Source organism: Oribacterium sp. NK2B42, from assembly GCF_000424445.1.
Lineage (GTDB): Bacteria > Bacillota > Clostridia > Lachnospirales > Lachnospiraceae > Oribacterium.
On sequence record NZ_KE384187.1, the window covers coordinates 202,252 to 220,482 of the forward strand.

Annotated in this window: 13 protein-coding genes; 6 read left to right on the forward strand and 7 right to left on the reverse strand. The window is 44.6% G+C overall.

Going from position 1 to position 18,231, the window contains the following annotated elements; all coding sequences use genetic code 11:
* Window positions 1-160: 160 nt before the first annotated feature.
* From G625_RS21615 to G625_RS0115630, 4 genes are all read right to left on the reverse strand, one after another.
* Window positions 161-2,275, reverse strand: a complete 2,115-nt coding sequence (locus G625_RS21615; protein WP_049895949.1) for a SpoIIE family protein phosphatase — start codon at window positions 2,273-2,275, stop codon at window positions 161-163.
* An 11-nt stretch (window positions 2,276-2,286) separates the two neighbouring features.
* Window positions 2,287-3,216 (reverse strand): D-alanine--D-alanine ligase family protein, encoded by a 930-nt coding sequence (locus G625_RS0115620; RefSeq protein WP_198014924.1) that lies wholly within the window; start codon window positions 3,214-3,216, stop codon window positions 2,287-2,289.
* A gap of 110 nt (window positions 3,217-3,326) precedes the next feature.
* Window positions 3,327-5,303, reverse strand: coding sequence for an MFS transporter (locus G625_RS0115625; RefSeq protein WP_029201843.1), 1,977 nt, complete (start codon window positions 5,301-5,303; stop codon window positions 3,327-3,329).
* A 3-nt stretch (window positions 5,304-5,306) separates the two neighbouring features.
* Window positions 5,307-6,722 carry a sensor domain-containing diguanylate cyclase gene (locus G625_RS0115630; protein WP_029201844.1) on the reverse strand — a complete coding sequence of 472 codons (1,416 nt, stop codon included), beginning with the start codon at window positions 6,720-6,722 and terminating at the stop codon, window positions 5,307-5,309.
* Between the two features lie 465 nt (window positions 6,723-7,187).
* Between G625_RS0115630 and G625_RS0115635 the strand changes: the two genes are divergently transcribed.
* From G625_RS0115635 to ilvD, 4 genes are all read left to right on the forward strand, one after another.
* Window positions 7,188-8,159: a DUF2232 domain-containing protein gene (locus G625_RS0115635; protein WP_044933102.1), complete on the forward strand. Its 972-nt coding sequence runs from the start codon at window positions 7,188-7,190 to the stop codon at window positions 8,157-8,159.
* A 209-nt stretch (window positions 8,160-8,368) separates the two neighbouring features.
* Window positions 8,369-8,950, forward strand: a complete 582-nt coding sequence (locus G625_RS0115640; RefSeq protein WP_198014925.1) for an AAA family ATPase — start codon at window positions 8,369-8,371, stop codon at window positions 8,948-8,950.
* A gap of 91 nt (window positions 8,951-9,041) precedes the next feature.
* The gene (gene argC, locus G625_RS0115645; protein WP_044933105.1) at window positions 9,042-9,977 is read left to right on the forward strand and encodes an N-acetyl-gamma-glutamyl-phosphate reductase; all 936 of its coding nucleotides are present in this window, start codon (window positions 9,042-9,044) and stop codon (window positions 9,975-9,977) included.
* 366 nt (window positions 9,978-10,343) lie between these two features.
* Window positions 10,344-11,990 (forward strand): dihydroxy-acid dehydratase, encoded by a 1,647-nt coding sequence (gene ilvD, locus G625_RS0115650; protein ID WP_029201848.1) that lies wholly within the window; start codon window positions 10,344-10,346, stop codon window positions 11,988-11,990.
* A 127-nt stretch (window positions 11,991-12,117) separates the two neighbouring features.
* On the opposite strand, the gene G625_RS0115655 is transcribed toward ilvD, so the two are convergent.
* The gene (locus G625_RS0115655; RefSeq protein WP_029201849.1) at window positions 12,118-12,642 is read right to left on the reverse strand and encodes a hypothetical protein; all 525 of its coding nucleotides are present in this window, start codon (window positions 12,640-12,642) and stop codon (window positions 12,118-12,120) included.
* Between the two features lie 269 nt (window positions 12,643-12,911).
* On the opposite strand from G625_RS0115655, the gene G625_RS0115660 reads away from it, so the two are divergent.
* Entirely contained in the window at window positions 12,912-13,166 is a 255-nt protein-coding gene (locus G625_RS0115660; protein ID WP_029201850.1) for a type II toxin-antitoxin system RelB/DinJ family antitoxin, read from the forward strand.
* A 52-nt stretch (window positions 13,167-13,218) separates the two neighbouring features.
* Here the strand turns inward: G625_RS0115660 and G625_RS0115665 are convergent, their stop codons facing one another.
* Both G625_RS0115665 and G625_RS20405 read right to left on the reverse strand, forming a co-directional pair.
* The gene (locus G625_RS0115665) at window positions 13,219-14,175 is read right to left on the reverse strand and encodes a D-2-hydroxyacid dehydrogenase (RefSeq protein ID WP_029201851.1); all 957 of its coding nucleotides are present in this window, start codon (window positions 14,173-14,175) and stop codon (window positions 13,219-13,221) included.
* A gap of 411 nt (window positions 14,176-14,586) precedes the next feature.
* Window positions 14,587-16,779: an FAD-binding protein gene (locus G625_RS20405; protein WP_049895952.1), complete on the reverse strand. Its 2,193-nt coding sequence runs from the start codon at window positions 16,777-16,779 to the stop codon at window positions 14,587-14,589.
* 307 nt (window positions 16,780-17,086) lie between these two features.
* Between G625_RS20405 and G625_RS0115675 the strand changes: the two genes are divergently transcribed.
* Window positions 17,087-17,980, forward strand: a complete 894-nt coding sequence (locus tag G625_RS0115675) for a LysR family transcriptional regulator (RefSeq protein WP_029201852.1) — start codon at window positions 17,087-17,089, stop codon at window positions 17,978-17,980.
* Window positions 17,981-18,231: the final 251 nt, after the last annotated feature.

An 18,231-nucleotide genomic window follows, 5' to 3' on the forward strand; every position in this document is an offset into this window, starting at 1 on the left:
AATCAGATTTTAACAGATTCAGCCGGGGCATATGCCCCGGCTGAATCTGTTTTAATAGAATCTCCGGTTTATCTTCATTGGACAGTTCTCTCGGTTGAGAAATCCACCGGGGACGGTTCTCGTCGGCGAGAACCGTCCCCGGTGGATTTCTGTTTTAATTTTATTGAACTCCGTTATATTTCATGGCGAGCATGGTGAGATCATCGAACTGATCTGCCTCACCGACAAATGCATCAACATCAGCCTTTAAGTTCTTCAGGATATTTTCCAGAGGAAGATCCTTGTCTCTGTTCAGAGCCTCCAGCATTCTGTCAGTACCGTAAAGTTCATTGTCTATGTTGGTGGCTTCGGGAACACCGTCGGTATATACGAAAAGTGTATCTCCCGGATGCATCTCGAATTCGTGCTCACGGAACTTGACGCCCGGAATGGTTGCAAGAGCGAGGGTATGCTTGTATACAACAAGTTCGAACTCACCGCCGGCTCTCCGTAAAACAGGATGTTCGTGGCCGGCATTGGAAGCAACACCCTTTCCTGTGGTGATGTCAATGATTCCGATCCAGCAGGTTGCAAACATCTCTTCTTCATTGTTTTCGCAGAGCTGGTTATTTACTTCGGTAAGTACTTCGCTTAAGGTTTTGCCCTTCATCTGCTGAACATGATCCTTGATGAGAGTCTTTGTGATGACCATGAAAAGTGCGGCGGGAACTCCCTTTCCGGATACGTCTGCGATGACCATGGCAAAGTGGGTTTCATCGGCAAAGAAGAAATCATAGAAATCACCGCCGACTTCCTTTGCAGGGTTCATGGATGCATAAATGTCTATTTCCGGTCTGTCGGGATAAGGCGGGAAGACTGTGGGGAGCATATGAGCCTGGATATTGGTAGCAACCGAAAGCTCTGTTCCGATTCTCTCCTTTTCTGCAGTGACCTTCTTTATATTCTGCATGTAGTTTTTGAGGTCATCCTGCATGGTGTTGAATCTGTCAGCCAGCTGACCGACCTCATCACCGGATTCCACAGGGATCTTCTCATTAAATTCACCTTTACCGATTTTCAGAACGCTGCTGGCGAGCCTCTGGATAGGTCTCGTAATGGTTCCGGTTACCGCAAAGGAGGTCATAACAACTGTGATTCCCATGATGGAGAAGAAAATCATAAACAGGCGGAGGATATTGAATATCTGATCCTGCATGTTCCTCTGAGAAGTTTCGGTGAGGATATCATTCTGAGCCTTGGCTTCCAGGGCAGGGGCTGTTACTTCGCCGGTTTCGATGGTCGCACAGAATATCCAACCGGTTTCAGCCATCTTTGAAAAGGCGACATAGCTGTCTTTTCCTTCGTAGACGGTCTGCATGATAGAACTATCTGAGGAATGAATACTCTTTATGAAGTCAGTACCGGAAAAATGACCTCTGAGGTCAGAATTGAAAAACGGATTGTTCATACTCGGGTGAGCTATGAAATTCAAATCGGAATCAAGTATCAGAGTTGAACCTGTCTCGCCGATCTTCATATTCATAACTTCATTTATGATGCTTGTTAAAAGTACGTCCGATGCAACTACGCCTGCAACATGTCCGTCTGCATTTCTGTAGGTCATGGCCGCAGTGATGCATACGTTTCCGTAAGAATCAGTATATGTAGGAAGCCATACAAGCTGATCGGGATGAGAGATAGCAGCCTTATACCAGTCTCTCTGCCTTGGATCATAATCGGGATTGAAAGCATTGGACCTTGAATATCTGTAGGAAATACCGCTTACGGTACCGATGTAGATATTATCCAGAATAGGATTCTGTTCCAAAGTCGGGGCAAACATGTACTCACAATAGGATAAGGTGTAAACCTCCTGCATTACTTCAGGAGTAGCTTCTACGCCCTTCGCCAGGAAGTACTTTGATGATGCCACGCCCATTTCGGTTTCGTCAGGCTTCGGCATATCATGACCGATTAAATTTCCCCGGGTTTCAAAGAGATGCTGAGTATATTTGGAGGCCTCCGTAACAGCCCTGTTTACTTCGTGAAGCTCATTGTTTGCATTATTGGCCTGCTTTTGAATGAGCTGCAGGAGGTAGTATTCCGTCTGGGACATAAGTGAAGCCTTGGTGACTTCCGAAGAATTGATTCCCAGGGTAATGTTGGTCTGCTGGAATTCATCGACCATGGAATTCATAAAATAGTAGGAAGCACTAAAGACCACTATAAGTGAACCTAAAGACATTATCAGTATGACCAGAAGGATCTTTAAGCTGATTTTCATATTTCTGAACATAGATTTACTCCTTATTCTGCGTTGTTGTCTAATGCTGCGTAAAGTATGTCTTCAATCATATCTTCATAAACTATACCTGCAAGCTCCGCGGCCTTCGGCATAAGACTGTATCTTTTGAGCCCCGGAACGGCATTTATTTCAAGTACATAGGGCTTACTGTCTTCTTCGGAAACCATAAAATCAATACGACAGAGATCCTTTGCGCCGGTGGCATGATAAACCTCCATAGCAAGGTGTTTAATTTCCTCAGTGACATTCTGGCTAAGTGTGCTTTCGCGTATTCCGTAGTTGCCTGTAAAGGTAATGAGCCCGTCGTCAGCATTAGCTTTCTTATCCAGATCAAGGCCCTCTACCACGGGAAGAGAAACCAGACTCTTTTTGCTTTTGTAAATGCCTACGGTATAGAATCCTCCCGGAATGAATTTCTCAAGCAGGATGGGGTCGTCATATTTAAATACGCTTCCGATGCGAGGAATATTCTCCCGGTATCTGATAAGCTCGATGCCGAAGCTGCCTCCCTGTGTAGGAGCTTTGGCGACGAAGGGGTATCCAAAATCTTCATAGGGATAGTCGCCTTTTTCAAATTGCTTCTTAGTCAGGATATCCCATTTCGGGGTACGTATTCCGTAACGGTCAAAAACCAATTTACTGAGGATCTTATCATTAATGAGACACGCAGCCCGCATATGACTTCCTGTGAAAGGAATTCCCTGCATTTCGAGCATGGCCTGGAAGGTTCCGTCTCCGTAACCCTTTCCCTGAACACATAAGTAAACCACCTCTGTTTTGACGGAAAGGATGGCATTTATTATATCTTTCCCAATTTGAAGGAGATGAACTTCATGTCCCCTGTTTTCCAGGGCTTTTGCTATATCTTTTGCGTTTTTTTCTGAAGGACCCTTTTCTTCGGGAGTTCCTCCGTAAACTACACTGACTATCATACTATTATGCTCCTCTATAAATGCATGTTTTCCGCCGTTTATCTCTGACATACAGATGCAGATCTAATCGGCTCCTATACTGATTCTCCTGATTTGTAAAAATCCGGTCTTTATCGTACTGTTCCGGATTTTTGCATCATCTCCGAATAAATAAAATATGCTACTGCCATTATAGCAAATGCTACGGCCAAAGCACCTATTCCCGCCCTGTAACCCAGTGTCAATGCGGCGGCAAATACGAATGGGCCGATCATTTCCAGCATCTTTTTTATAAAAGAAAGAACCGAAAGTGATTTTGACGGGCCAAGCTTTTGAACAGCCGGAAGTCCGAGGAAGTAGTTGTTCTGGACACCGAAGCCAAAACTGTCGGCTGTTCCCAGAAGACAGGCACTAATGTAAGGCAGGAACAGACTCGCTCCCATAACCGGGAAAAGAAGGCTCAAAGCTATAATGAGATTATAAACATAGTTTATTCTCTTGAGGGACTTGCCCTTGAGCTTTGATATAAAGACTGAAAGAGTGGGACCTGCATATACAAGGAGTATTCCGTATAACATCTGGGATCTTCCGACATCGGTTATGCTTCCGCCCATGGAGTCAAAGTAAAGAGGCAGATAGTAGCTCAGGAAGGAGGCTGCAATACTTGCCGGTGCGATCATAAGGATCACAAACAGGAATACTGAAAAGTTCTCATTGAAGGATATCTTAGCGGTTTGTCCGGTTTCTGTTTCATTGCTTTTTGCCTTAGGAAGCAGAGCATTTTCAAGTCTTATGATAAAGACTGAGGTCATAAGAGTGAAAACGGCAGAAATGAAAAATACTGTCTTATACCCAAATACATCCGCAAGGATAGCGCCCAGTGAAGAACCGCAGTTCATTCCCGAGTAAATTCCCGCATTCAAAAGGGCAAAGCCCAAAAGCTGCTGTTTTGCATTCTTTCCGAAAAGTGAAAGATTCCGGAGGGTCATCCAGCAAAAACCGTAGCCAAGTCCCACCAATGCTCTGGACAGCACGAATAAGAAAAGATTGGTGGACAGGGCAGAGGATAAGGTTCCTGCCGATACCAGAAGAAGTCCGGAGATAAACGGGAACTTCCACCCTTTTTTCTCCAGCATAACTGTAGTTATGAATATGGCGGAGCAGGTAAGAAGTGTCTCTGCTGACTGAGGGATACCCGCTGCGGTTGTAGCTGCCATTCCCTTTATGGGATTATTGAGGGATTTGGCAACTATGGGAATAAATGAAGAAGACAGCCTGGAAGCAAAATAGAATAAAAAGGCAATCTGCCGTATATAGTAAAGGGCAGACGGAACATCGGCATTCTCAAGGGATGCTTTGATAATTTCATATTCGTCTTCCGGAATCTGTGACCGTTTGTCTTTATCCTGATATTCCTTAAGAATCCGCCTGGTCATTCTCTTCGATACGTTCATTATCATGAGAAGGACTATCTCAACGGAGAAGAAAACTGAAGTTACCAGGACTGTGAGGAGATTCAGGGAGATGGATTTTATTTTGTTTCGTACAAAAAATGGATCTACCCGGAACCGGATACTGTTTTTCTTATTGAAGCTGTAGGTGTACCTGGTTCTTTCTGCGGTACTGCCGATAAGGTTTTTATCCGAGGAGTGTAAAATCGTTCCGGACATATCGGTCACGGAGATTTCGGTAATGCTGTCTTTGCAAAGGGACTCCAAAAGATCATCAAGCTTTTCTTCCCGGTAGGTTGAGGCTACATTGATATCGTTTCGTATGTCAGAATAAACCTGATAGTTCAGGAGCTGGTTTTTTACAGAAATGATCTCAAAGAAAAATGAAATCTGAATAATGATTATGACAGTCAGAAGCATGGCATTTATATTGGTGCTTTCCAGCTGTCCGTGAATATCAAAAACCGGGCCTTTGGCAAAAAACAGTGTCATGGCAATACAGGATATGACTGTAAGTATTGCAAGGACACTGAAAGGAACCCGTGTGTACTCCACGGGTTCATTGATGTTGAGTATGACCAGAAACGCTGACACTACGAGGATAGTGAGGACGGATCCGATGTATAAATAAAGTCTTGTTTTTTTGTTTGTTGTCATAGTTTACCTGTAGCTTCCATGTTCATTTTTAAATATCATCTTACGCTCATACATATGCTTGTCCGCACGTTTGATAATGTCCTGGAACTCATCGCCGTCATTGTAAACGGCCATTCCAACCGATGCAGTGTAACGTTCGTAAGGTTCTTTTTCTTCATTATCATAACACTGCTGATACTTTGTGTTAATGTCTTCGAACAGCTGATCACGATCCTCGCAATCCTTTTCTGTCAGTACTATAAGGAATTCGTCTCCACCCATACGGTAAATAGGTGAATTTTTGTAGGTATCCTGAATGATGTCGTAGCAGCCCAGTATATATTTGTCTCCGACATCGTGTCCGAAGGTGTCATTAACATATTTAAGATTGTTTATATCCACCATTACGGTAGCGATATCCTTAAGTCCGTTCTTTATCTTAATGTCATATACAATCTCATCATCAAGGAAAGCCGCTTTGTTTTTGGCCGGGGTGAGACCATCGGTATAGGTTTTCTGGCTTATCTTTTCTATTTCATTTTCCTTTTCTACAATCTCGTCCTTTGCCTTGTTGAAATTGGACATGTAGTACAGGCTTTCCTTTAGGTTGCTGACAAAGCTGTTATAAAGGACGCCTATCTCATCCTCCTGGCGGAAGTCAAGGGCCTCAAGACGCTGGACATTCTGGAAACGGCTTGCCTCGGTTTCATAAACAAAGCTGTCGATGCAGGAGCTGATTCGGTCAAGGGGATGGGTTACTTTATTTCTTATGTAATATATATTACCGCCCAGAATCAGGAGCAGGAATACGGCAAGTATGCTTATGAGCTGATATATGAATTCCCTGTCCTGCTGATGGATAAAGTTCATGGAAAAGTCGACGCAGGCGCTGCAGGCATAATTTCCGTCCTTATCAAGGATGGGTCTGACGTAGGACAGGAGATATTCACCATCTTCCGTTTTCACATTGTGGACTGCAGCTTGTTTTCCTGTAGTCATAAGATAGATATCGGAATCAAAGGGCGGGTCCACATCATAGGTGTCACCTATCCATTCTATGCTTTCTTCCGGTGGATCATCAGTGTACTCTTCATCAAGGTCTATGATGACTGTGGCATGGGGATCAACCGGGTCAAATTTATAAACATACATATAGTAAATATCCGGATAATTTTCCTTAAGAGAATAATAGTACTTAAGGATGTCATTATACTCCGGCATGCTGTAGTTTCTTTCTATATATTCCTCGGTTCTCTCTGTATCATAGGCGGCAGCCATAAGGTTTGTAACGCCTTCAGCCATACGTGTATAATCTTTTATCATTCGATCTTCGAAGCGCATATGCACTATGAAGACGGTGATTAAGCCAAGTGCAAGATAAGACAGTATTGAGATCAAAGAGATCTGAAGTGACAGGGATTTTTTGAATTTATCTATCATATTTATATCCTGATGGTGTTAAGTGTGTGCTGTTGTAAAGGTTTTACTGTAATATTAAGGCTCTTTTGTCAAGCCGTCAAAGCTATATAAATTTTGTCGGCAGAAAATCCGTAAACATTTGTGATTTTGAGAGAAAACATAAAAAATACATAATATTGAGAGGCTATAGGGATTTCGGGGCAGCTGTTCTGACGGAGCATGAGCATTAGTAACAGTTCAGCCGGTGGACCATGGGAACGGGGTTAGTGGTCCACCGGTTGAACTGTTACGAGCATTATTCTCAGGTTTAAGAAAAGAGAAATCCAAGTGCTTGTAGGAGAAGCAAAAAAGGCTTAGAATTATATGACATCTGGAAAGAGGGTAGTGCCTAAGGATGTGTAAAGACACAGAGTCATATATCCGGGTCAGGGCGGGCTTTTGCATCAGATGTCTATATATGCAAGAAAACTGAAGCGAGAAGTAAAAATGAATCAGAAAACATTGAAAATAACCTATGGTGCCATGATCGTGGCACTTTTCGGAGTATTGCTGCTTATCAACCGGCACACGGGAGGAATGTTTCATGGGATACTTATGTTCCTTTTACCCATTCCCATGGTGGCTTACGGTGCAAGGTACGGCTGGAAGGCAGGTCTTGCGGCCTGGGCTGCGTCCCTGTTTATCAGCATTATTGTAAGTACTCCAGGAGCGGCGGTTAATGCTGCCTGCCAGTCCTTTGTGGGTATGGTTCTGGGAACCTGCATCTACCATAAAAAGGATATGACCAAAACCCTGTTTCTGGTAATGCTGCTTTGTACTGTCACCGAGCTGCTGGATGCCGTGATCCTGGCTGCCATATCGGGACAGACTCTCAGTATGTATGTGGCTGAGATGCAGCTTGCCATGAATGAGTCCATGGAAATGATGACGAAGGTTATGGGAAGCAATCCTCAGACGGAGCAGCAGATGGCACTTATGAAGTCCATGATGAGTGATGATTTTGTGGCCAGGATGCTCCTTATATCCACGGCGCTTACCGGAGCCATGCAGGGCTTTATCATATATGAAATCAGTCTTCTTATTTTGAGAAGACTTCATATAGCTGTCCCGAAGCCGAAGCCTGTTGCTGAGTATACACCACCTTTCTGGACTGCATATCTCGGGATATTTGCCTTTGGGCTTTATAATTTTTCATTCGTGAAACCCTTTGAAAATGAAATTGTCCAGAGCCTTGCCCAGGTGGCAGGTATAGTAGGAACCCTTTATCTCATGTTCTTCGGAGTTATCGCCATAAGCCTGCTGATTCAGGTTTATATCACGAGAGTCAAAGCGGTGGTTGTGATTCTGTCTTTCCTCGCTTTCTTTATGATGCCTCAGATTAACACGATTCTGGGAATCTTCTATATATCGGGTCAGCTTCATACGTTTCTTCTAAACAAATTGAACGGAAAGAGGTAGGACAGAGCCGGAGGGCGTCCTTTTGAATGCGAGTAGGCTCAACGTATTCAAATGGATGCCCTCCGCCTCTTTCCAAACATCTCTTTGATTCTCAAAATAGAGACATAATTGTGATGACTAAATTTGGAGAAAATGTTTCTTATCGTGAGTATCTGATATATTATATAAGTATGAAAGAATATTCATCCAAAATGAGTGAGGAAAAAGATATGAATTACAAAGTAATAACCATCAGTCGCGAATATGGAACACACGGGCATGTACTGGCTGAAAAACTCAGCAAGAAACTTGGGCTCCCGTACTACGATAAGGACTTTGTGCGACAGACGGTCAGAGAAAGCGGGATTGAGAAGGACGTTATAGATGAAGAGGGAGAGCAGTATACTCCCGCTGCCAGATTTATAGAAATGGTTTCACCGGCATCGCTTACTTCCACTCATGATGAGATATTTAAGGCTCAAAGCAGAGTGGTTCTGGAGCTGTCACAAAATCCATGTATAATTGTAGGAAGATGTGCCAATTATGTTCTTAAGGAAGCCGGCATTGAATCCTTTGATATTTTTCTTGCAGCTTCAGAGGAATGGCGTATGGAACATGCCATGGATGCAGAAAAAATAAAGAAGCCTGTGACCAAAGAGTTTATCAGGAAGCAGGATGCTGAACGCCGCAGATATTACAAGACCTACACCGGTCAGAACATGGGAAATGCGGATAATTATTCATTATGCATAGATGTGAGCAAGATTGACATGGATAAATGTGTAGATATTATTTGTGAACTTTTGAAGTAATTATTCAGAACCTGTGTTATAATACCCGTATTCTTGCATAAAAATGCTGGAATGCGGGCGTTTTTGTATAAATATCAATTTAAGGAGAGAAATGATGAAGACAAAGGTATATATTGACGGACAAAGCGGAACCACAGGACTGCAGATATATGATCGCATCGGCTCGAGAGAAGATCTGGAACTTCTCAGAATCCCTGAGGATAAGCGTCATGACCTTGAGGAACGTAAGAAGTATATTAACAGCGCGGACATCGTTTTTCTCTGTCTTCCTGATGATGGCGCAAGAGAAGCGGTTTCTCTCATTGACAATGATAATGTAAGAGTCATAGATGCATCCACTGCCCACAGAACCAACGACGACTGGGTGTATGGATATCCCGAGCTTTCAAAGGAGCAGAGAGAAAAGATCAGTAACGGAAAGCGTATAGCAAATCCGGGCTGCCATGCCACAGGTCTCATTTCAGTTACAGCTCCGCTTGTTCGTATGGGGATCCTGCCGAAGGATTATCCTCTCACCTGTTACTCCCTTACGGGATATTCAGGCGGAGGAAAGAGCATGATAAAGGATTATGAAGCAGAGAACAGACCTGAGGTGCTCAGTTCTCCCGGAATCTACGGACTTACATTGAAGCATAAGCATATTCCGGAGATGCAGAAGGTTACGGGACTTACCTATGCGCCTGTATTTATGCCGGTGGTAGATGACTACTATAAGGGAATGGCAACCACCATCATGCTTCAGAACAGACTGCTTCCCGGAAATCCTTCAGCAAAGGACATTTGTGAAAAGCTTGCTGAGTACTATAAGGATGAGCATTTCGTATCAGTGGTTCCTTTCGGAGAGAATGACAGCAAGCTTTATGCGAACAAGCTTGCGGGAACCAACAGGCTTGAGATCGTAGTCTGCGGATATGAGGATCAGACCTCCGTCACAGCTCTTTTCGATAACCTCGGAAAGGGTGCCAGCGGCGCCGCAGTACAGAACATGAACATAATGCTGGGACTTCCTGAAGACACAGGACTTTAAGATTTCCACCGGGGACGGTTCTCGCCGGCGAGAACCGTCCCCGGTGGGTAGTGGATTAAAAAGACTGAAAAATGATAAATCATAACCGGAGCGATTGAACGAAAAATGTGATATCACTGCCGGTTATATTTGTTTGATGAAATCAATATAGGACATTGGAATAAAAAGGTGCGACAACAGGAGGATAACAGTATATAATTGAAGCATGTGTGTATCTGTGTTTCGTGGTCCGGAGGATATCATCGGAGTTAAAACCGGACAGGGGATGCGGATTTAGGGAGCCGGATGCAGCTGCATTTATATGTCAGAGATAAACGGCGAAATACATATGTTTAGAGATGAGACTATTTTTCGGAGGAAATAATTATGCGCAGTGATTTAGTAAAGCAGGGTATCGAGCACACCCCGCATCGTTCACTTTTAAAGGCTGACGGACTTACAGACGAACAGATGAAACGACCGCTTATAGGTGTTGTAAATTCATTTACCGAGGTTGTTCCGGGTCATGAGCATTTGCAGCAGATCGCAAGAGCTGTAAAGGACGGAGTTCTCATGGCAGGAGGCACTCCCCTTGAGTTCAATACGATAGCGGTTTGTGACGGAATCGCCATGGGACATGACGGAATGCATTTCTCACTTTCTTCACGTGAGCTTATTACAGACACCATCGAGTGTATGGCAACAGGTCATGCTCTTGACGCTCTCGTGTTCATTCCGAACTGTGACAAGATCGTTCCGGGAATGCTTCTCGCGGCTCTTCGTCTCAATCTTCCCTGCGTATTTGTTTCCGGAGGACCGATGTTATCACTTCATCAGAAAGACCTGAATACTGCTTTTGAGGCAGTAGGTGCTTATAAGGCAGGACTTATGGATGAGGCAGGAGTTATGGATGTTGAGAATACCTGCTGTCCTACCTGCGGCTCCTGCTCAGGAATGTTTACAGCCAACTCCATGAACTCTCTTTGCGAGGTTCTGGGTATGGCGCTTCCGGGCAACGGTACCATTCCTGCGGTATATTCCGAGAGAATCCGTCTTGCCAAGACAGCCGGAATGCAGGTGATGAAGGTTCTGGAACAGAATCTGAGACCAAGAGATATCATAAAGGCGGAGACCATCGAGAATGCTCTCACAGTTGATATGGCTCTCGGATGCTCCACAAATACATCACTTCACCTTATGGCGGTTGCACATGAGGCAGGTTTCCCCTTTGATCTTCACAAGATCAATGAGATTTCCGATAAAACTCCTAACCTCTGTCACCTTGCTCCTGCGGGACACCATCATATGCAGGATCTCATGGAGGCAGGCGGTATCTATGCGGTTATCCATTCACTGGATGAGCACGGACTTATCAACAGAGACTGCATGACTGTTCTCGGAAAGACCATCGGTGAGGTTACTAAGGATGCTGTGAACAGAAATACTGACGTCATCAGACCCTTCGACGATCCGTACCTTAAGGAAGGCGGACTTGCAGTGCTTTACGGAAATCTGGCACCAAACGGCTCCATCGTTAAGCGTTCCGCAGTTGCACCTGAGATGATGGTCAATGAGTGCACAGCGAGAGTATTCAACTCCGAGGAAGAGGCCATCGGCGCTATCTACGGCGGAAAGATCAAGGCGGGAGACTGCGTGGTTATCCGTTATGAGGGACCTGCAGGCGGCCCCGGCATGAGAGAAATGCTCAGCCCCACATCAGCCATCGCAGGTATGAAGCTTGATACTACCGTTGCTCTTGTAACTGACGGTCGTTTCTCAGGTGCATCCCGTGGTGCAGCCATCGGACACGTTTCACCCGAGGCTCAGGCAGGCGGACCTATCGCTTATGTTAAGGATGGAGACAAGATAAAGATCGATATCCCGAACTACTCCATTGAGCTTCTGGTTTCCGACGAAGAGATGGAAGAGCGCAAGAAGACCATGCAGATACGCGAGCAGAGAAACCTTACAGGTTATCTCAGGAAGTATGCTAAGCTGGTACACTCCGCTGATACGGGCGCGATTGTGGAATAATGATGCGATTTTACTCTCCGGGTGTTCCCGGGGAGTATTTTTGTGAAGGTGTCACTAGCACCGAATATAATTGACATTTCCGTTTTCATGCAATAAACTAAGACTAAGGAATGGGTTTTCACCGCACTTACTGTTGCGGCCTGCTCGTTTCTTTTTTTAGTGCTAAAATATCGTATAGGTATTTCTTCCCATTTCTGGCATGATTGATTAGCAATCTGGCTCCATAAATGTTATAACGCACCAAAATGTCATCATTATAAACGGGAATCCCAAAACGAACATCATATCTGTACCATCCGTTTTGTGCATCTTTATTATGCTTTTCTTTTGTGTTTTCCTGAAATTTCCGGTTGGTAGCTATATTGATGAGTTCAGGGATTGCTGTTGCGGCATTTGCTTTAGCCTTAGCGTTTGCTCCGTGTAAACTTTTCCTGCTTTCTGAACCGGTATATTCCTCAGGAAGCTCGTTGCCAATGTAGATTTTTTCTGCGAATTCACTTATTTCATAACAATCACCGACATATCCTTTAAGGTATTCCTTTATATCTTCCCAGTTCATGCTACGTTTGCCTTTAAATCTAATGTCATTGATGAATACAATCTTTTTGTTGTTTTCGTCAGTAATAATACTTATGTTTCTGTTTTTTATCATTGGGCATGAGGTTATATATACAACTACATTCTTATGGTATTATGGAATATAATTTATCACAGAATGTGAAGAGATTCTTTGAAACATGGTTGAATGATTATGTATAAGAGATGATATCAGAGATTGGCTGATTTGCATATGGTCTAAATTTCGACTATATAATTTGGTATCATTTCTGCATTAGTGTTAATAATTGATCCTTAGAATGGTTGGAATGTAAAAATCATGTAAGTAGTGATAATAAGTTTTTGAGGAGGTACTACGCAGTTATGGCACGGTTAAATGTGTATATTGATGATGATGTGAAGCAAAAAGCCGAAATAGCTTGTGATGCTCTTGGCTTAACAATGACAGAAGCAATAAATCTATATCTTGTAAAGCTTGGAAATGAAATGAGAATTCCTTTTGAGGTTTCAGTAGATCCATTCTACAGTCCAGAGAACCAGAGAGTACTTGAAAGATCTATTCAACAACTAAATGCTGGTAAAGGAACGGTTCATGATCTGATTGATAAGAATTATTAATATATAATTAAACACCGGAATCGTGTAAGTGTTACATGATTCCGGTGTTTAATTAATATCCTTTTTTGTGATCTACTTTACTTTTCATGGAGGCGATGTCGCCGGCAAGGTACTTTTCTAAATTCTCTCCGGTGATTTTTACGATGTTATCGAAGGTTTTCTGGAGGTAGAACTGGCCGGCGATGTGCGGGGTGATGATACATCTCGGAGCATCCCATAGGGGATCTGTTGCAGGGAGGGGTTCAGGCTCTGTTACATCAAGGGCTGCGCCTCCGATGATACCGTTACAGAGGGCTTCATTCAGGGACTTTCCGTCCACTGCATTGCCGCGGCCCGCATTGATAAGGAAAGCTGTCGGCTTCATAAGTTTGAGACGATCAGCATTTATGATATGAACATTTTCTGCTGTTCCAGGAAGCACCATGGCAACGTAGTCCGCTCTCGGAAGGAGATTATCAAGGTGCTCGATAGTGGTGAGCTCATCAACAAATTCGGGCTTGTCACTATGCTGATGTTTTGTGACGCCGATCACATAGCTTCCCAGAGCATGCATCTTCTTAGCATAATGCTTACCTATAGAGCCAAGTCCCAACACCAGAGTTACCGAATCCTCGATGGAAACCACCTTGCCCTCCGGTTTCCACTCTTTGTTGACCTGATTCCTCATATAAAGGTCTTCCTTACGTGCCAGCATAAAGCAAACCGAAACCATCCACTCAGAAACCGTAGTGTCATAAGCACCTGAAGCACTGGTCAGTAGTGTATCCGGAGAAAGTATTCCCTCCTTACAGTAATTATCAACTCCCGCAGAATTGGTCTGGAGCCATTTAAGCTTAGGAGCCTTTGCTACAACTGCCGGAGAAACATTACCCAGGATGATATCTACATCCTGCACATCCGCTTCCTCCACAATCTCCTTCGCTTTATAAACAATCTCATGCCCCTTTGCCTTACTCTCAATATACTTTCTGTCCTCGTCACTAAAAGGCATAGCCCCTAAAATCTTCATCCGAACACCCTCCTGTCATGAAATAGCATTTTCAGTCTCCATTGATTTTACCATATATTCCTCACTAAATAGCACCTATAAATTTTGTTTCCCCCACAAAAATCGCGAAGGTTCTGAGTTCATATAATTGCTCGATTGTTGTAGAAAAGCTATGCTGATGCCGCTAGCCGGCGAGGCTGTTTCGGTTAAAACAAAATCTGATTTAAGTTCCGGTTACCGATACGTGAAGAAAATGCAAGGGATGGGTGGCAAGGCTTGCGAGTTGAAAGAACACCCCCGGGGATATGTCCGATCAGAATGCACATACCTGTGCATACTGGGCGGACATATCCCCGGGGGTGTCCTTTCAATCTCGTGGGCCGCCACGCGTCCCTTGCATTTTCTGGCCCATTTCAAAACCTATCGGTCTCATCAGATCTCGGCAGCAGCATTCTCTCCTGCGACCTTACCATAGTACATAGCCATGGAGTGGCTCACGCCCTTAAGACCGATAGGATATTCCATTCCGAAACGTCCGCCCTGCATATTTCCGGCAACATAGAGACCCTTGATGATCTCGCCGCAAACCTGGCGTCCCTGCTCATCTGTTACCTCAGTAAAGGTGTGGCAGTCCTCATCGGATTCGAGACCACCGATACAAACAAGCATGATAGCGGTTGTAAACTGATCAGCATAGAAAGGAGCTGTATCCACAGGCATGAGACGGCTCGGTACCTTGTGGAAGTCCTCATCATAGCCTGCTGCAGCCAATTCATTGTATCTCTTGATGGACTGAAGAGCCTGCTCCTGAGCTGCGGTATCATCAGGATATACCTTTGCAACAAGCTCCTCCAATGTATCTGCCTTCAGACATCTTCCGTCCTTAACAGCTGCCTCAAGCTGATAAGGGCTCTTCCAGTTGCGATAGGTCTTATTGTTCTTAGGAGCTTCATCAGCAGAAGCGTAATCCTCAAAATAGCAGGCTCCGCCGTGAGCTGCCGGCATATGTGTTACCTGCTCGGGCCAGTTTGCATCGAAGAACTGCCAGCTGTTCATAAGTCTTGTCTGCTCGATCTGATTCTCAAGCTGCTGTCCGGGAAGATCCTCGCACATGAAACGCTTTCCGTCCATGTCCAGGTTCAGGAAGCCGGCATTACCCATAACACCAACGCCTGAAAGATCGGCGCCGCCGCCCATGTGGTGGATCATCGGAGCATTGTAACCCATAACCTTTGCGCCTGCCCATGCACCCATTCTGAGGCCTTCACCCTGGTTTGTGGGAACTCCATTTACGTCGAAGGAAGTGAAAAGCCTATTGTTCCGGTGAGTCTTCATTACATCAGGGGCAAAATGGTTCATGGCAGCATCATTGGAACCATAATCACCGGTTGAAAGGATAACGCCCTTCTTTGCAGTGAGCTTCAGGTACTTGTCCTTATCGGGAGACTGAGGGTCATCGTTTAATGCATAGACACCGACGCATCTGCCGTTCTCCATGATGAGCTTCTTTCCGAAGTGTCCGAAATAAGCCTCTACCTTTCCGGTTGCCAGAGCCTTATCCCAGTTTGCGGTGAAGGTTGCAGCCTGGCTGGGAAGGAACTCAACTGAAGTAGGATAGCAGGGGAAGCGTTCTTCCTTCCAGTTGTATACGTGCTCATTTCCGCTTGCATCTTTATAGGAAGGAAGCGGACGGAAGATAGGAACCATAAAGTCGTCTGCATTTTCATCTTCGATAGGCTGTCTTGTCTCATCGGCTATGAACAGATGATCATCGGCATCTGTCCACCAGTCGAAGGCCTCACCGATATTGTCGGCCCACTTCTTTGCGATGCTTCTCTTTACGCGGTATGAAGATTCATTAACATGAGAATCAATGATCTCGTCAACTTCCTCTCTTGATAATGCTCTCTCCGGCCAGCGGGCATTGAGCTTAGGGCTGTTGATGACCGCATACTCTCCTGAACGACAGCAGGGTGCTGCTGCGCCATCGATACCTATTACTGTTGCACCTTTTTCTGCGGCACCTCTTGCAGCGGCAACACCGGCAACACCGAGACCGACAACTATAACATCGGCCTCAACCTCATCGTATACATCAGCGTCATTGATCTCCGGCTCTGCACCCAGCCAGTCATCTCCGGAAGCACCTGCGGCATTGCCTGCGTCGGCGGACATGGTTACGGCCTCGCCCTTTGCCTGTGCGATACAGTTGGCAGCAGCTTTCTTTACGGCATTGGATGTAACTGTGGCACCTGAAACAGCATCCACTTCAGCACTCTGTGCCTCAAGAATTGCCTTTGAAAGCGGCTCCGGAGTTGCTGTTCCGATACCTTCGGTTTCTCCTGAAGCATCGATCTTGACATCGGTTATGCTGTTTTCATCAAAGGTCATTGTGACGGTGATATCACTCTCAAGTCCTTTTTCAATTGCTGTATAGGTTCCGGGTGTATAGAGTGCTGTTTTGGCAGCTTCTGTTGCGGCAGCTGTGGTTGCGGCTGCTGTTGTTGCCTCGGGTGTATCGGAGCTGCATCCTGTAAGACCTCCTATAACAGCACCTGCTGTTAATGTTATGGCACCTGCTGCTGTGCCTCTCAAAAATTCTCTTCTAGAAATCAGTTTAGCCATTTTTCCTCCTCCGGAAATACTTGTTTTCGCCGTTTATTTCTGACATACAGATCAAATCGGTTCCTTAAGAAACATCGATACAGATTTGAAAGCCTTATAAAGATAAGTGAATAGATTATGTCAAAACATTGGCATTTATTTAACAGTATTTTCCTATGGATTCCGTTGTTTGTATATTTCAATTGTGTTAATGTGTATTTAGATTTACTTAATACGCATTAACACTTTAAGGCGGGAGGAGAGGCCTGACTTATTCATTTAATGTGAATATTTCTGGTTATAATCGTGACGGTGACAGAGGATAGTTATGTACAGTACACAGATTCGGACATTTCTTACAGTATGTAAAAGAGGTAGTTTCAATAAGGCAGCGGTGGAACTATACATTACCCCCAGTGCCGTGCTTCAGCAGATAAATACACTGGAAAAAAGACTGGATGTGAGACTTTTGGAAAGAAACCGCGGGGGAGTTGAACTGACGCCTGCCGGAGAATTTCTGAAAAAGGAAGCCAGGTCATGGGTACATGCAGGGGATGCCATAATGGAGGAGGTTCGTGCCATAGCAGAAAGAGAGAATCACATTTCCATAGGAACATCTCTGCTGGAGAAAAGCCGCCTGCTTTATGAGCTTTGGATGCTGTACTCGGCAGTAAATGACAATGTTAAGATAAACATGGTTTCCATCGATACCGAGCACCATATACCGGCCCAGACGGATCTCATTGAAAGTGTTAACAGCGGAGTTCCATGGATGAAGGAATGGGATTTTATAAGAATATGCGATGTGCCTTTTGGTTTTGCGGCTCCGGAGCGGCATCCTATCTCAAAAAAGGATATAGTTTCTCCGTCGGAGCTTTCCGGGGAAACGGTAATGTGCTTCAGGGACGAAGGAGCCTCAACTATAGTGGAAATGTTTGATTGCATGAGGACTCATGGAATAAATCTCGACATTCATAATTATCCCAGCGAGGTTATCCTCTGGGGCGGAGGATTTAAGGGACAGCTCTTACTTGTGCCCATGTGCTGGAATGACATTCTTCCCGGCATGAAGGTGATACCATGCGAGTGGAACTACACCCTGCCCTACGGAATATTCTTCCGGAAGAATGCTTCTCATACGGTTCGCAAATTCCTGAATTTCGTCCGGAAAACCTACAATGAAGGCAATGAACAGGGGATAGTGCCGGTGCTGACGTACTGAGTTACCAGAGAGTTCTGCCGGATTAGTTATTTTCAGTAATAAAAATGTAACAGTTCAGCCGGTGGACCAGGCTTTTGCTTGACTCATAATCTGCTTTACGGGGATATGAGTCATGTAGAATCAGACTTGGCATTGACTCATATCTGGTGTTTTGATGATATGGGTCATGTAGAATCGGACTTAGCATTGACTCATATCTGGTGTTTTGATGATATGGGTCATGTAGAATCGGACTTGGCATTAACTCATAT

What these genes read in the sequence shown, in the direction of transcription:
- G625_RS21615 (WP_049895949.1), bottom strand. Translation starts at nt 2,275, where the DNA reads ATGTTCAGAAATATGAAAATCAGCTTAAAGATCCTTCTGGTCATACTG.
- G625_RS0115620 (WP_198014924.1), bottom strand. Translation starts at nt 3,216, where the DNA reads ATGATAGTCAGTGTAGTTTACGGAGGAACTCCCGAAGAAAAGGGTCCT.
- G625_RS0115625 (WP_029201843.1), bottom strand. Translation starts at nt 5,303, where the DNA reads ATGACAACAAACAAAAAAACAAGACTTTATTTATACATCGGATCCGTC.
- G625_RS0115630 (WP_029201844.1), bottom strand. Translation starts at nt 6,722, where the DNA reads ATGATAGATAAATTCAAAAAATCCCTGTCACTTCAGATCTCTTTGATC.
- G625_RS0115635 (WP_044933102.1), top strand. Translation starts at nt 7,188, where the DNA reads ATGAATCAGAAAACATTGAAAATAACCTATGGTGCCATGATCGTGGCA.
- G625_RS0115640 (WP_198014925.1), top strand. Translation starts at nt 8,369, where the DNA reads ATGAATTACAAAGTAATAACCATCAGTCGCGAATATGGAACACACGGG.
- argC (WP_044933105.1), top strand. Translation starts at nt 9,042, where the DNA reads ATGATGAAGACAAAGGTATATATTGACGGACAAAGCGGAACCACAGGA.
- ilvD (WP_029201848.1), top strand. Translation starts at nt 10,344, where the DNA reads ATGCGCAGTGATTTAGTAAAGCAGGGTATCGAGCACACCCCGCATCGT.
- G625_RS0115655 (WP_029201849.1), bottom strand. Translation starts at nt 12,642, where the DNA reads ATGATAAAAAACAGAAACATAAGTATTATTACTGACGAAAACAACAAA.
- G625_RS0115660 (WP_029201850.1), top strand. Translation starts at nt 12,912, where the DNA reads ATGGCACGGTTAAATGTGTATATTGATGATGATGTGAAGCAAAAAGCC.
- G625_RS0115665 (WP_029201851.1), bottom strand. Translation starts at nt 14,175, where the DNA reads ATGAAGATTTTAGGGGCTATGCCTTTTAGTGACGAGGACAGAAAGTAT.
- G625_RS20405 (WP_049895952.1), bottom strand. Translation starts at nt 16,779, where the DNA reads ATGGCTAAACTGATTTCTAGAAGAGAATTTTTGAGAGGCACAGCAGCA.
- G625_RS0115675 (WP_029201852.1), top strand. Translation starts at nt 17,087, where the DNA reads ATGTACAGTACACAGATTCGGACATTTCTTACAGTATGTAAAAGAGGT.